Origin of the sequence: Colwellia sp. PAMC 20917, from assembly GCF_001767295.1 — a bacterium.
GTDB lineage: Bacteria > Pseudomonadota > Gammaproteobacteria > Enterobacterales > Alteromonadaceae > Colwellia_A.
This window is the reverse complement of sequence record NZ_CP014944.1, coordinates 3701083-3714808: the sequence shown is the minus strand read 5'-3', so window position 1 is coordinate 3714808 and position 13726 is coordinate 3701083. Positions and strand designations below refer to the sequence as shown.

Annotated in this window: 16 protein-coding genes; 8 read left to right on the top strand and 8 right to left on the bottom strand. The window is 36.8% G+C overall.

What is annotated here, in order from left to right; all coding sequences use genetic code 11:
- Positions 1–112 precede the first annotated feature (112 nt).
- The 3 genes from A3Q34_RS15955 to A3Q34_RS15945 form a co-directional block, all read right to left on the bottom strand.
- Complete coding sequence (locus A3Q34_RS15955; RefSeq protein WP_070376256.1) at positions 113–658, bottom strand: DUF7010 family protein; 546 nt, start codon at positions 656–658, stop codon at positions 113–115.
- A gap of 295 nt (positions 659–953) precedes the next feature.
- Positions 954–1598 (bottom strand): GNAT family N-acetyltransferase, encoded by a 645-nt coding sequence (locus A3Q34_RS15950; protein ID WP_070376255.1) that lies wholly within the window; start codon positions 1596–1598, stop codon positions 954–956.
- A gap of 211 nt (positions 1599–1809) precedes the next feature.
- A complete protein-coding gene (locus A3Q34_RS15945) occupies positions 1810–2193 on the bottom strand; it encodes a DUF3192 domain-containing protein (RefSeq protein WP_070376254.1) in 384 nt (127 codons plus the stop codon).
- A gap of 207 nt (positions 2194–2400) precedes the next feature.
- Between A3Q34_RS15945 and A3Q34_RS15940 the strand changes: the two genes are divergently transcribed.
- Positions 2401–2727, top strand: a complete 327-nt coding sequence (locus A3Q34_RS15940) for a hypothetical protein (RefSeq protein WP_070376253.1) — start codon at positions 2401–2403, stop codon at positions 2725–2727.
- 1 nt (position 2728) lies between these two features.
- On the opposite strand, the gene syd is transcribed toward A3Q34_RS15940, so the two are convergent.
- Positions 2729–3289, bottom strand: a complete 561-nt coding sequence (syd, locus tag A3Q34_RS15935; RefSeq protein ID WP_070376252.1) for a SecY-interacting protein — start codon at positions 3287–3289, stop codon at positions 2729–2731.
- 61 nt (positions 3290–3350) lie between these two features.
- Between syd and queF the strand changes: the two genes are divergently transcribed.
- From queF to A3Q34_RS15905, 6 genes are all read left to right on the top strand, one after another.
- Complete coding sequence (gene queF / locus A3Q34_RS15930) at positions 3351–4214, top strand: NADPH-dependent 7-cyano-7-deazaguanine reductase QueF (protein ID WP_070376251.1); 864 nt, start codon at positions 3351–3353, stop codon at positions 4212–4214.
- Between the two features lie 184 nt (positions 4215–4398).
- Entirely contained in the window at positions 4399–5997 is a 1599-nt protein-coding gene (locus A3Q34_RS15925; RefSeq protein WP_070376250.1) for a GGDEF domain-containing protein, read from the top strand.
- A gap of 105 nt (positions 5998–6102) precedes the next feature.
- A complete protein-coding gene (gene ppnN, locus A3Q34_RS15920; RefSeq protein WP_070376249.1) occupies positions 6103–7443 on the top strand; it encodes a nucleotide 5'-monophosphate nucleosidase PpnN in 1341 nt (446 codons plus the stop codon).
- 10 nt (positions 7444–7453) lie between these two features.
- A complete protein-coding gene (xni, locus tag A3Q34_RS15915) occupies positions 7454–8254 on the top strand; it encodes a flap endonuclease Xni (RefSeq protein ID WP_070376248.1) in 801 nt (266 codons plus the stop codon).
- Between the two features lie 112 nt (positions 8255–8366).
- The gene (locus A3Q34_RS15910) at positions 8367–8744 is read left to right on the top strand and encodes a DUF3192 domain-containing protein (protein WP_070376247.1); all 378 of its coding nucleotides are present in this window, start codon (positions 8367–8369) and stop codon (positions 8742–8744) included.
- A 204-nt stretch (positions 8745–8948) separates the two neighbouring features.
- On the top strand, positions 8949–9956 hold the full coding sequence (locus tag A3Q34_RS15905; protein WP_070376246.1) for an isocitrate dehydrogenase: 1008 nt from the start codon (positions 8949–8951) through the stop codon (positions 9954–9956).
- A 93-nt stretch (positions 9957–10049) separates the two neighbouring features.
- Here the strand turns inward: A3Q34_RS15905 and rlmM are convergent, their stop codons facing one another.
- Genes rlmM through A3Q34_RS15885 form a run of 4 tightly spaced genes read right to left on the bottom strand, consistent with a single transcriptional unit; the run spans position 10050 to position 13158 of the window.
- On the bottom strand, positions 10050–11138 hold the full coding sequence (gene rlmM / locus A3Q34_RS15900; protein ID WP_070376245.1) for a 23S rRNA (cytidine(2498)-2'-O)-methyltransferase RlmM: 1089 nt from the start codon (positions 11136–11138) through the stop codon (positions 10050–10052).
- Between the two features lie 11 nt (positions 11139–11149).
- Positions 11150–11617: a DUF423 domain-containing protein gene (locus A3Q34_RS15895; protein ID WP_231907483.1), complete on the bottom strand. Its 468-nt coding sequence runs from the start codon at positions 11615–11617 to the stop codon at positions 11150–11152.
- The gene (locus A3Q34_RS15890) at positions 11592–12260 is read right to left on the bottom strand and encodes an alpha/beta family hydrolase (RefSeq protein ID WP_197517607.1); all 669 of its coding nucleotides are present in this window, start codon (positions 12258–12260) and stop codon (positions 11592–11594) included. The genes A3Q34_RS15895 and A3Q34_RS15890 overlap by 26 nt, the downstream gene beginning before the upstream one ends.
- Positions 12250–13158, bottom strand: coding sequence for a transcriptional regulator GcvA (locus A3Q34_RS15885; protein ID WP_070376243.1), 909 nt, complete (start codon positions 13156–13158; stop codon positions 12250–12252). The genes A3Q34_RS15890 and A3Q34_RS15885 overlap by 11 nt, the downstream gene beginning before the upstream one ends.
- A gap of 297 nt (positions 13159–13455) precedes the next feature.
- Here A3Q34_RS15885 and A3Q34_RS15880 point away from each other — a divergent pair, with 297 nt between their 5' ends.
- Complete coding sequence (locus A3Q34_RS15880) at positions 13456–13725, top strand: hypothetical protein (RefSeq protein ID WP_070376242.1); 270 nt, start codon at positions 13456–13458, stop codon at positions 13723–13725.
- Position 13726 lies beyond the last annotated feature (1 nt).

Genomic DNA, 13726 nt, shown 5'->3' with positions numbered 1-13726 from the left:
TGATAAGGTAAATGAAGCATAATTTGACGACAGTTCACCGCCAATAGCATAAAAGATCGTGCTTAGTGGAGATCAACAAATCATCAAATAATGGCGAGGTGGGAGTGAGCAACTAAGTGGCGTTTAAAACCAAACATTTCGATTGATTAATGATCACAAGTGAGAAGACAATTTCTGTTGCTCCACCAATAAATGCGCCAATGGTAAAATTAGCACCTAACAATATACATAGCATACCTGAAAATATCAGCACGCTTCCTAAAAGCCAATATATTTTTAAGCCATACAGCGTATTAAACACTAAATAACGCACACCAATGATCATCAGCATGATTGGATAAAACCATTCAACTTGCAGCTTTGCTACATAGAAAGCCAAAAACAAACCGACAAATAAGATAATCGTACTTTCTAATGCCAGTTTGCCAAGCGGATTTTCAGGATGGTGATTGCCAGGACGTTTAAAGTATTTTGACAATAGCATCGCCAACGGATGGATAAACATACCGCCAAAGAACAATGCTAGCATACTCAATTGATTCGAATGCACTAATGCAACTAAACCTGCAGCACACCAAATTAAACCAGAAACTAACACTCCGACTCCACCACCAAAATATGAAAAGCTCATATTTTCCTGTGCTGCTTCAAACTTCATCTAAACTCCTTAACTTTGCAATGCATGTCCTATTAACGGCTATTCACTGACAATAATATCCTTAACAAAAACATTGAGCAAAACCCTACAGCTTGCACTTAGTGTTTGAACATTTTTTGTTAGCTAAAATAGATAGTTAAAGCACAAAAATTCGATTAACCAGTAAAATATAACATTGGCCACTTTTAAAATATAACCGCTAGATTTTTAGCTCAAGTAAAAAAACACTTTAAATTAAGTAAAAAATACCAAATATTAATTCGGCATTTATCTAGAGTTGATGAAGAGATTCGGTTTAACTTTTACTTCTGTAATGAACCATCAGTGAACCCGAAACATTGCCAATAGAGAGCTCTTTAACCAGTTCATAATCAACTTCCTTAAAAAATTGTTGATATTTCTTTGTTGTCGCATAAACAGCAACCCCCTCACTTGCAGAGTGCTCTTCTAATATTGTATTGACGGCTGCCATAAGGTAATGACCAAAGCCATGATGTTGATGTAAAGGATGAATCGCAATAAAGGCAAGCATATGAAATTTCTTCATTGGTACAGCAGCAAGTACTGTTTTTTCTTTTTCAATCATCTGTTTGGTACTAAAGTAGCCAGCACCTAACATCATCTTTAAACGCCAGTGCCAAAATCGCTCTGAACTAACACTTTCATCTGGGCTATTTAAACAAGCAACACCTACCATTGCCTCCCCCAAGTATAAGCCAACCATAGGTTGTTTAGCATGCCAAAAAGCACTTAACTCTTCTCGAATGGCTGCACGCAACTTTTGTTCGTAATCATTGTTTTCATTGGCAAATATTTCTAAAAAAACAGGATCGTCATGATAAGCTTGATACAGTAAAGAGGCAGCGAGTTTTAAATCTTCGCCTGACAAATAAGCGGCTTTTATATCAAGATTTTTTTTATCACGTATTACTTCTGACATACCTTGTCATCCTTGCGTTTATTATTTTTATCTCATCACCATAGCAGTAAAAAACGAATAAGGTCAAACAAAACTCCAACGCTTTCAAGCTATTTTATTAAGACAAATATTTAATAATAAACCGTCTATAGTAGGTGCCGTTATAGTAAAAACATAGGGTTTAGTTATAAAGGTAGCACTAGCGGTTACCTTTAACTATTAGCAATAACGATTAACCTGAAATGTTGCGTCTATAATCTGCACCATTACCCGTTTCTAATAAAACACCATCAACAAAATGTAAATATGTACACTCGTCCTTAGTGGTTAAGTCATCTTTGTGAACGCGATGAGTACGATAAAAGAGCACCTGTATTTCTTTACCGTCTATTTGATATTTTTCATTGAAGTCGCCAAGCCCTAGCTTTTGCTTAACATCACTATAGCTGGCATTTAATTGAATCTTGTCAATTTTCTTACGGTTTTCATATTCACGATCGCCAAACGAAGTTGACATTGAATGCCCTTCATCACCGCCACCAACAGCAATAACACATCCCGTTAATGATAAAGTTAAAGGTGCTGCGATAAGTAATGCTATAATTGATTTTTTCATAAGTTTCCCTGATTAATATTTTATGTGTAAATATTTTATATAATTTAAACAACGTTATTGGTCTACAACTTACTTAATAGCAAGGGATAAACCAACTTGGCAACATATTGATATATATATAAATAAAATAAAAACCAGGTAAACACAGCGAACATATTTTGTGATATTCGCTAAAACATAGCCTCTTTGACAAGTAATTATAAATTTATGACCATAACTGACGAAATAACAATCATCGCTAATCAATTAGCTAATCAAGGTAAAAAGCCAACGGTAGCCTTGCTTAAAACCAAGCTAAAAAGACCAGTTCCACTGCCAACCCTTATATCAATATTAAGAAATTGGACCCATGACCCTAAACTGATCACATTAACCGGTGAAACTGAGAAGCATGTTGAAAAAAATCAAACGCTAGCCTTGAATTCTCCAGAAATAGAGATGGTGATAGCTAAAGCAATAGCAACGGCATTAGCGCCAATAGAAACTGAATTAGCAGAGCTAAAAGCCCAGATCATTAGCCTAAAAAAAATATAAGTTAAGGAATCCTAGGGCTGAGCATATTAATAAAGCTAACCAATGAGTCGGCCACTTTCTTATGCGCTTTAGCACCTACTTTTTCGACCCAGATCTCCCCGTTGTCATTGTTGACACTTAAAATCATATTATCGTCGTCGGTCAAGGCAAAAAATAAAGTTAATGGTTGCTTTAATTTCTGCTTCATTAATATATGCCCTATCACATTCTCTTGTAAACGTTGGAAGTCATCTTTGCTCCAAGCAAAAAGTAGTGATAAAGCGCCTTCCTCACAGCTTGCATCTAAGGTGTCGCTGTACAAACTGGTGAAATAGGTTTTAAAATCCGCGTGTATTGTTATTTCTAACGCTTTTTCAACATTATCAAAGTTAATCGGGTCGCTTATTTCACAAGGCTGCCAATATTGATGATTTTCATCATAATCATCTGATAAACATGGAGAAGGCCATTGTTCGTCTTTTTCTATAAGCGGTAAATGCTGGTAACGTTCTTGGTATTGTGATAAATATTTTTGTGAAAATAATGATAAAGATTGCATTAACTCGCATGGTGATGATTTCATCTGTTAAAAAGATCCTTTAAAATGTAACGACAAATAGCCAATAGACTAAACTAGCCATTGTATGACAAATTATAAAAACGCAAAAGTATTAAGCCAATTAACACTTGGAAAAGCCACTAATTATTGCAGTGAATATAACCCAGAACTCTTGCAAGCGGTACCTCGAACTTTAAATAGAGACAGTTTAGCTATTCACGCTGAAAGCTTACCCTTTATTGGCGAAGATGTCTGGTATGCCTATGAACTTTCGTGGCTCAATAGCACAGGTAAACCCGTTGTTGCTGTTGCAGAATTTCGTTTTCCTTGCACCAGCACTAACATAGTTGAGTCTAAGTCATTTAAATTGTATTTAAATAGCTTTAATCAGAGTCGGTTTTCATCTTGGCAAGCGGTTGAAGATTGCTTAATTAAAGATCTATCCAATACCGCTGAAGGCAAAGCAGGCGTAAAGCTATTTCCTGTTGATAATTGCCCTGCACTGGAAATAAATCATCAAATTTTTTCTGAAAACACCCTATGTATAGATGATGTTGAACTTGATATTGATAACTATCAACTTGATCCAACGCTGCTCAACAATGCAAATATTGCAGGGGAAACGGTCAAGAATGAATCTTTAGTCAGCCATTTATTAAAATCTAACTGTTTAATTACTAACCAACCCGATTGGGCAAGCATTTATATTCACTACAGTGGTCAAAAAATTTCACCGAGCGCTTTGCTAGCTTACTTAATATCATTTAGGCAACATAATGAATTTCACGAACAATGTGTTGAAAGAATATATTGTGATTTAAAGAAATATTGTCAAGTGACTGAGTTGACTGTTTTTGCGCGCTACACGAGACGAGGCGGGTTAGACATAAACCCATTTCGATCGACCTCTACCTTACATGCACCAACAGGAAGAACACTAAGACAATAAACATTATTTGAGTTAAATTAATTATAAATCATTATCAATGCTGACTTTTTAGCATCTTAGGTTTACTATTAAGTCATATAATTTAAAAGTGTGTTCATTTTTATATGAACTATATTTAGCTATACTCAATGCAAATTTATCAAGTCCATTAGCCGATAAAGTACTTTACGGAAGACAGTTTTTTATGAGCAACAACCCAGCCGCCAACAAAGAAATAACATTACTGAAGAAAAAACTCGAACTCGCCATTACTTCACGTGCCGACGTAGAAAAAGATCTAAATTCACAGTCTTCACTGTTAATAAACTTTATTGAAAAGCTTTCTCTTGTATGCAAAGGCATGGATATTACGTTAGATAATAAGTTGGCTAAGTTACGACTTTTACTCAAACAGTCGGCGCCACTTGCTGACATTCAAGCACACATAGCCGAAACTTCACTTTTACTACAACAGCAATCTCAAATAAACATTTCAAATCTTAACCAATTGCACGAAAGATTCCATATCGCTGGTTTAGCTTTGCAAAAAATCAATGGTTTACCTGCTGACTTACGACGTAAGTTACGTAGTTTAATCACGGAGTCAAAAGATCCCAAAGATGCTGTTATACAATATGTTCCCTTGTTAAGTCAGTTATTAACCTTTTACGATGACGCCTTAGCAGCAAAATTTATTGACGCTGCTCCTGTGGGGGGATTATTAGGACAACAGAACTTAACAACAAAAACGGTTGAAGTTAATAACGATGCCGAGCTGAAATACATCGCTCGTTTTGAAACAATTATTGCCGACTTAGTTGTCTCAGATAAACATGCAAAAGATATTGCTGTGATTAAGTCTCAGCTCAATGAAGGCATATCAAACAACAACTTACTGGACAATTTATTGGCCGTATTTGATGTGATCATTGAAGATTTAAACGAAGAAAGAAATACTGCAAAAGTATTTCTTTCAACATTAAGCGAAACCTTAACAACGGTGCAGTTCGCAGTAAAAACAACACTAAACAGTTGCAAAGAATCTCAATCACAACATGGTTTATTAAATGAACAGTTGCAAAAACAGATTGTAGATATGGCTAATGGTTTAGATAAAGCCACGTCTTTAGCGGATATTAAAGTTGATATTAATGCTAAGTTAAAACTTATAGCCAGTACACTTGTAAAGAAAACAACCTTTGAACGTGAACAACAAGATGCTTTACACGGTCAATTATCGTCCATGACTGAAAAGGTCGAATTATTAGAAAGACAAAGCCGAAACTTTGAAAAACGCATTCAAGAACAACAAGCCAGAAGCTTACAAGACGCCTTAACTAAGCTCAACAATCGCGCCGCATTTGATGAATACTTCGCTAGAGAAATGGTGCGTTTTCATAATAAAAATTTCGACTTGGCTATTGTGGTTATGGACCTTGATAACTTTAAGCGTATTAATGATACCTACGGCCACACTGCTGGCGATAAAACCTTACAAGTCATTTCTAGTACCTTAAAAAAACACATAGGTAGTGACGCATTTATTGCACGTTATGGCGGTGAAGAGTTTGTACTCGTATTCTCTGGTACCAATCAAGAAAACTTAATTGATAAACTTAACCGACTGCGCTTACAAGTCGCAAAATTACCCTTTAAATTTAAAAGTAATAAAGTGACCATCACCATTTCTATTGGTGTTACACATATCAAACAAGATGATAATGTCCATATGGCTTTTGAACGAGCAGATGGTGCACTTTATCAAGCCAAAGAGAAGGGCAAAAACAACGTTGTTTACCTATAAATATCGTCTAAAAATTCCGTTTATTCCTGCAATTACCCATAAAAAGCTAATAACCTTGGCACGTTTCAAGTTATTAGCTTTACATTTTTCTGAAGGAGCTCAATGATGAATACGCAAATAAATCCTGTTGGCAATATGAACCTGCTCTCGCAATCAGAAATAGAGCAACTTCAAAAATCAGCGAACAGTAAAACTTATCAAGTCTATCGAAATTGTTCACTCGCCGTATTAAATGCCGGCAGCCATACCGATGATGCCGAACAAATATATCAAAAATTTCAAGATTTTGAGATACAAGTTCTACGCCGTGAACGTGGGGTAAAATTAGCTTTAACAAACCCACCCGGTGATGCCTTCGTTGATGGTAAAATAATAAAAGGTATACAAGAGCTGTTATCAGCGGTGTTACGCGATATTCTTTTTACCCATAATCGATACCAATCCGATGCTAAACATACTCAGCAAATAACAGATCTCACGTTTGATATTTTACGAAATGCGAATGTTATTATCCCTGAAAGCGATCCTAATCTGGTTACTTGTTGGGGTGGTCATTCTATAAACGATAATGAGTACAAGTACACTAAGGAAGTGGGTTATCAATTAGGCCTGCGAGGCTTTAATATCTGTACAGGCTGTGGCCCAGGTGCAATGAAAGGTCCAATGAAAGGAGCAACTATAGCTCATGCAAAACAGCGTAATAAAGACGGTCGTTATATTGGTTTAACAGAACCAAGTATTATTGCGGCTGAGCCACCTAATCCTATCGTTAATGAATTAGTTATCATGCCTGATATCGAAAAACGCTTAGAAGCGTTTGTTCGAATGTCACATGGTATTGTTATTTTCCCTGGGGGCGCAGGAACCGCCGAAGAATTGCTTTATATTTTAGGTATTATGCTTAATAGCAAAAATGAAGCTCAAAAATTACCTATTATTTTGACTGGGCCTAAAGAGAGCGCAGAATACTTTATTCAAATTGATCGCTTTATTGGCGCAACTTTAGGTGAAAAAGCACAAAATCTTTATGAAATTATTGTTGATGACCCAATTGCAGTGGCTAAAGCCATGCGTCATAAATTAAATGAAGTCATCACTTATCGCAAAAAAACGGGTGATGCTTTCCATTTTAACTGGTCTTTAGTGATTGAGCCCGACTTTCAACAGCCATTTGAACCTACGCACGAGAACATTGCTAACCTGCCAATTAACTATGATTTAGACAAAGCGACATTAGCAGCAAACTTACGCCGTATTTTTTCTGCTATAGTAGCGGGTAACGTAAAATCGCAGGGTATTAAAGCGATCAGAGAGAATGGTCCCTTTGAAATATCTGGCGATAAAAAAATAATGAAACTAATGGATAATTTACTGGCGTCATTTGTTGAGCAACAGCGAATGAAACTACCTGGCAGTAAATATATACCATGCTATAAAGTAATTTAAGGGTAAATGAATGTCCGCACATCTTGTATTAATTGATGCGTTGAATTTAATTAGGAGAATATACGCAGTACAAGAGCGTCCTTTTCTTTTTAATAACGAGCTTGCAGAAAACACCAAACAACAAGTCCTGTTTAATACCCAGATCGCTTGCGGACAAGCGTTAACAAAAATACTTGCACATCTACAACCTAGTCATGTTTTAGCGGTATTTGATAGTGAAAAGCCTTGTTGGCGTTACGAACTATTCCCTGATTATAAGAAAGGCAGAAAAAAAATGGCAGCGCATTTGGCTGCCAGCCTTCCTGATATTCAAGATGAGTTAATGAAGCAACAAGTCGATTCATTAATACCAGAAGAAGATGAAGCTGACGATATCATTGCAACATTGGCAGTAAAAATGGCATTAAAAGATCAAAATGTCACGATCGTTTCGACAGATAAAGGCTTTCTCTCATTACTGGGTCCACATATCGGCGTTTATGATCACTTTAATCGTCGCCATCTTGATACTAACTTTGTACTAAGTAAATTCAATGTTAAGCCACAACAGCTTATGGATTTATGGACATTAACCGGTGACAATACCAATAAGATTCCAGGGGTTGCGGGGATTGGACAAGTCACTGCTGCACAGTTATTAAATCAGTATGGCTCATTAAAAAGTATACTTGAAGCAACTGATATTAAAGCAACATTAGCCAATAAGCTTGCTGAACATAAAGAACAAATTGCACTCAGCCAAGAGCTTATTACGCTCAAAAAAGACATACCACTGGGCTTTAATTTGAAAGATATTCGCCTTTATTCTTAGGGGGGTGAACAAAATATTTGTATTAAACTTTGTATAAATTAACTAAAATAATTAGCGGTTGTTAAGCTTCATCTTTCAATATTGATCAACAATTTAACGGAAATTTTAATAAATGAATAAGAAAGTCATCTCTCGTATCTTAATCGCATTAGCCATTTACGGTGTTTTTGTTGCCCTAGTGGTAAACTTTTATGATGACAGTCCATCTGATATGGAATGGGGTGATCGCGAATCATATAACAAGCAATACATAGGTAAATTAACCTTAGAAAAGTTTAATTTCGACCAAGCGATAGAAGAATTAGGCAGCCCAGATATAACAGAGGCGAAAAAAGTTAATGAAAACAGTTTTCAAGTGACATTTTATCGTACTCAACACGTTAAATCGGATGGATTTACTACCCAAGACGAATGTACCGCACTTTTATTTAAAAATGGCTCACTTATCGCTATTGGCAACACAGCTTACGAACAGTTTCAGCAACTATAAACTAACGCTGAAAGCAGCTTTAATAAAACAAAAGTCTAATAACGTTTTAATAAACGATCCTTTATACTAACAACTATAAAACACAATCAGGTAAAACCAAACGATGTAGGGTGCCTGAAAGGTTTTATCCTAGATTACATAAGTACCGCGTGCTATAACAGCACCCGTTTCCTAATTTGACAAACTCTTTTGAAAGGCAGAAAAATGGCTACACAAACCATAACAGTGATCCCCGGCGATGGCATTGGTCCCGATATTATCGATGCTACAATTAAAATACTAGACAAAGCCGGATGTGATTTTGCATATGAATATGCTGACGCCGGTCTTACTGCTCTTGAAAATCATGGTGACTTGATCCCAGAAAGTACCTTAGCGCTTATTCAAAAAAATAAAATCGCCCTTAAAGGTCCACTTACCACGCCAGTTGGCGAAGGCTTTACTTCGATCAATGTTACTTTGCGTAAGCATTTCCAACTCTACGCAAATGTTCGTCCTGTAATATCGTTTAAAGGCACTAAAGCCCGCTACGAAGACATAAACATCATAACGGTACGTGAAAACACCGAAGGTATGTATTCAGGCTTAGGACAAATATTGTCTGATGATGGCGAAGTTGCTGAAGCAAAAAGTTTAATTACCCGTGAAGGTGCTGAACGCATTCTTACTTTTGCCTATGAAACGGCTATCAAAGAAGGTAGAAAAAAAGTAACAGCTGTTCATAAAGCGAATATTTTAAAATCAACTTCTGGCTTGTTTTTAAAAGTTGCACGTGAGGTTGCTGCCCGCTATCCACAAATAGAATCGACAGAAATGATCGTTGATAATTGTTGTATGCAATTAGTGATGAACCCAGAGCAATTCGATGTCATTGTCACAACCAACTTATTTGGTGATATTTTATCTGACTTGTGTGCAGGATTAGTTGGTGGCTTAGGTATGGCTCCTGGCGCTAACATTGGTGGCGACTGCGCTATTTTTGAAGCCGTGCATGGTAGTGCACCAGATATTGCAGGCAAAAACTTAGCTAACCCTACCTCAGTGATATTAGCCGCTATTCAAATGCTTGAATATTTAAACATGGGTGATAAAGCCAGTAAGATCCGTAATGCAATTACAGATGTTATTGCTACAGGTGATAGAACGACTCGCGATTTAGGCGGCACTCACGGCACCACTGATTTTACCCAAGCGGTATTAGAACGCTTATAAACCTAACGGGTTAGAAGTTGTTATAAAGACCTGCTTGTAACAGACATTAAAAAACCGACATTACGTCGGTTTTTTAATGCAAGAAGAGTCGTACTATTCTTCTTTCATTGGCGGTGGAGATAATAATCTTGCATGAACAGTTATTTCTTCACGGTCATAATAAAGATGCTTAGCGTAGAGTTCATACTTCACTTTATGCTCACTAAAAGCATCTTTAAGTATTTGTAAGTCGTTAGTGACTTCCTGATAACGGCCTTTCATTGGCAACTTTAAATTAAATATAGCTTCTTTACAGTAACCTTTTAATAACCACTCAGCCATTAGCTTAGCAACGCGCTGAGGTTTTTCGATCATGTCACATACTAACCAATGAACATTTTGCTTCATCGGTACATATTTAAAACCGTCCATCATACGATGCTTAACTTGCCCTGTATCCATTAATGACTCAGCCATAGCGCCATTATCAATAGCTGTCACCATCATACCACGACGTACTAATTGATATGTCCAACCACCAGGAGCAGCGCCTAAATCAACGGCTTTAAGACCTGATGTTAAACGTTCGTCCCACTCATCGCGAGGTACAAAGTGTAGAAAAGCTTCATCTAATTTTAATGTTGAACGGCTCGGTGAAGCGCTTGGAAACTTCAACCTTGGAATACCCATAGTATAAACAGAGCTATTATCGGCTAATGAAAAACCAAAAATAGCTTCTTTACCACTTAGAAAAAGACCATGTAAGATAGCGCCATCGTTATCACCTTTTTCCATAAGAATTTTATTCTTACGTAATGCCTGGCGAAGCGGTACAGACAGCTTACGACAGAATTTTGAAAGTTCTTTACCTTCGTTTGTGTCGAGCATTTCCATCCGTAAATCAGCATATTGCCATTCGGTACCTAAAACTTCGGTAATAGCTTCAACACGATTGTAATCAGGTAAATCAATTTTATCTGTTACGGTAACAAACCAATCACGAGCGAATATCAGACGGCGCAATGGGATTTTTTCCATTAAAACTTCACCGTCTTGAGGATTGTTTAAATGAAAATAGACTAAACCTTCGTTTTTAGTGAGCTGTAAATAGCCAAACACTTCATTCCACGCGGCTTTTTCTTGGATTTCTGCACCACACTCTTTTTCAAAGCCTGGGCGACAATATAATATAATAGAGGTCATAACTAATTTACCTACAAACGATCTTGGTCTGTGTTTAAAGTACACAGAGTACTATTAATTCCCGCCCAGCTGATACACAACCAACCCAGCGCAAATGATATACCACCAAAGGGAACTATTTTTCCAATAACAGTAAAATCAAAAAATGTTTTTATATACAAAACACCACTAAAAAATAAAATCCCGGCTATAAAAAAGCTTGCTGATAAATATAAAAGATTAATTACTTTAGCGCCATGACGCTTACTCATTAGAACTTGTAACCAAATGGCCACGGTAAGTAGTGCTATAGTATGAAAAAATTGATATTGCAATGCATTGGCAAGGCGTGATTGTACTTCATTTGGCAAATTTGCCCCAGCATGAGCAAACCAAGCGCCGAATAATACAGAAAAACAGCCACTGATACCAATAAATATCATAATGGCGGTCAAGTAATTTCTATAAACACAACTATGTTTCATCTGGTTTATGCTCATCAATAAATTTCACCATTTCATTAACCGCCGATTGTATGTGTTGAGCGTGGGTAAAACCTGACTTTATTCGTGGTTTCAAATTATGATCACCATCAGTAAAAAATATACAGTGGCAACGCTCTGAAAATTCATATTGTGCAATTTCTTCTTGGCTACCTAAAGCATCTCGAGTGCCCTGTAAAATTAATATAGGCATTTGTGTTTCTTGCAAAGGTGCCAACCTTAATTTTTCAGGTTTTTTTTGTGGATGAAACGGGTAACCTAAGCACATTACCCCTAAAAACTTAGCTATTTTATCTCCAGCCAATGTCGCAGCGACACGTCCACCCATTGATTTCCCGGCGATAAAAAGGGGTAAATCACTTTCTAACCCATCAATAACGGTGGAAAAACATTCCAGTAATTTTGGCATTCTATCGGGTGGTCTACGATTACCTTGCGCCAAGCGAACATCCATATACGAAAAGTTAAATCTCAATACATTGATATTTTTTTGGTTTAAAGCCAGACTGACTTGTTCCATAAATTCATGACTTTTATCGGCACCCGCACCATGAGCAAAAACAACCAAAGCTTTAGGCTTTGCTACGGTACTGATAATAGTTGAAATATCTGGAGTGAGATTAATCATCTTATTGGTCATTTAATTTTTCTTGGTCTTGGGCAACCGTATCAAGCACCCATTCACGAAATGCTGCAATTTTACCTAAATCAACTTGCCGGTCTCGACACACGACGTAGTAGGCATTTTTACTTTCTAAAACATCTTCAAAGGGACATATAAGCCTACCGGCATCAATATCAGGTTTCGCCAGGAAACTATGCGCTAAGGCGACACCTTGCCCATGCATTGCCGCCTGAACAACCATAGCGGAATGACTGAATATGGGTCCATGATTGACGTTGGTTGCTTTAACGTTTACTTGTTTGAACCATCGTTTCCAGTCACGGCGAGAAGTATCATGCAATAAAGTATGGTTGATCAAATCTTCGACTTTATCGAGTGGCTTTTTACCTTGCAACAATAAAGGTGAACAAACAGGAATAAGGTATTCTTTTTGTAATTGTTCTGCATCAATGTCAGCCCAATGACCGCGGCCAAAATATATCGCTACATCAACATCACCCGTCAATGAATTCTCAGGTTGATCTACCGCTTTAATGCGAACATCAATATCAGGATGTAAAGCATAAAAAGCATTTAATCTTGGCACCAACCACTGAATAGCAAAGCTTGGTTGTGTGCTAACGGTTATCGCTCCTTTCTCACCACGGGCAAACAATCGTTCAGTTGCTTCGTTAATGGCATTAAAGACATCTTTAATATCAAGGTAGTAGGCTTGTCCTTCTTCCGAAAGCAACAAAGCACGATTTTTACGCATAAATAACTTTATGCCTAAAAAATCTTCAAGCGATTTTATTTGATGACTGATTGCCGCCTGAGTGACGAATAATTCTTCAGCAGCGCGAGTAAAACTCAACTGTCTTGCTGATGCCTCGAATGCTCTTAAAGCGTTTAGTGGCGGGAGCCTGTTAGACAAAATTCACCTTTAACCATAACTTTTATGTGTAATAACATTCAAAATAAATGCATAAATAAGCAACAATGATAAATAACTATTATTCATTAGTTTTTCTAATGATAAACATTATAAATTGTCATTTCAAAAGTTACCAGAGTTAACGTAGAATTCATTTCATAGATGAAGGACTTCATCTTTATCCCAAACATATTGGGCTAACTATTGAGTATGATTCCCAACCCATATTCAAGAATTAAGTAAGAAAAGGTCCCAGAACATCTATATGGATATATCGTTTAATTTAAGGGTGACCCTATGAAATTTTTTAATAAAGTAGCAATATTAACAGTAGCAGCAACCATGATGGTAGCACAAGTTCAAGCCATAGAATTGGTAGAAGTAGAAACAGTCGCTGAATTTTCAATAACATTAGCGGCTGAAAAAAGTCTCGCTGATTCAATGAAATTGAGTACCTTTAGTACCATGTTAGCAACAGCTGATATTAATGTGCCAGTAACACAAATAAGCGATAAAGAAGTAAAGTCTACTCGTGACTTTGAAAAGTCGCTATTGATTGCTGAGTAAG

What these genes read in the sequence shown, in the direction of transcription:
- A3Q34_RS15955 (WP_070376256.1), bottom strand. Translation starts at nt 658, where the DNA reads ATGAAGTTTGAAGCAGCACAGGAAAATATGAGCTTTTCATATTTTGGT.
- A3Q34_RS15950 (WP_070376255.1), bottom strand. Translation starts at nt 1,598, where the DNA reads ATGTCAGAAGTAATACGTGATAAAAAAAATCTTGATATAAAAGCCGCT.
- A3Q34_RS15945 (WP_070376254.1), bottom strand. Translation starts at nt 2,193, where the DNA reads ATGAAAAAATCAATTATAGCATTACTTATCGCAGCACCTTTAACTTTA.
- A3Q34_RS15940 (WP_070376253.1), top strand. Translation starts at nt 2,401, where the DNA reads ATGACCATAACTGACGAAATAACAATCATCGCTAATCAATTAGCTAAT.
- syd (WP_070376252.1), bottom strand. Translation starts at nt 3,289, where the DNA reads ATGAAATCATCACCATGCGAGTTAATGCAATCTTTATCATTATTTTCA.
- queF (WP_070376251.1), top strand. Translation starts at nt 3,351, where the DNA reads ATGACAAATTATAAAAACGCAAAAGTATTAAGCCAATTAACACTTGGA.
- A3Q34_RS15925 (WP_070376250.1), top strand. Translation starts at nt 4,399, where the DNA reads ATGAGCAACAACCCAGCCGCCAACAAAGAAATAACATTACTGAAGAAA.
- ppnN (WP_070376249.1), top strand. Translation starts at nt 6,103, where the DNA reads ATGAATACGCAAATAAATCCTGTTGGCAATATGAACCTGCTCTCGCAA.
- xni (WP_070376248.1), top strand. Translation starts at nt 7,454, where the DNA reads ATGTCCGCACATCTTGTATTAATTGATGCGTTGAATTTAATTAGGAGA.
- A3Q34_RS15910 (WP_070376247.1), top strand. Translation starts at nt 8,367, where the DNA reads ATGAATAAGAAAGTCATCTCTCGTATCTTAATCGCATTAGCCATTTAC.
- A3Q34_RS15905 (WP_070376246.1), top strand. Translation starts at nt 8,949, where the DNA reads ATGGCTACACAAACCATAACAGTGATCCCCGGCGATGGCATTGGTCCC.
- rlmM (WP_070376245.1), bottom strand. Translation starts at nt 11,138, where the DNA reads ATGACCTCTATTATATTATATTGTCGCCCAGGCTTTGAAAAAGAGTGT.
- A3Q34_RS15895 (WP_231907483.1), bottom strand. Translation starts at nt 11,617, where the DNA reads ATGAGCATAAACCAGATGAAACATAGTTGTGTTTATAGAAATTACTTG.
- A3Q34_RS15890 (WP_197517607.1), bottom strand. Translation starts at nt 12,260, where the DNA reads ATGACCAATAAGATGATTAATCTCACTCCAGATATTTCAACTATTATC.
- A3Q34_RS15880 (WP_070376242.1), top strand. Translation starts at nt 13,456, where the DNA reads ATGAAATTTTTTAATAAAGTAGCAATATTAACAGTAGCAGCAACCATG.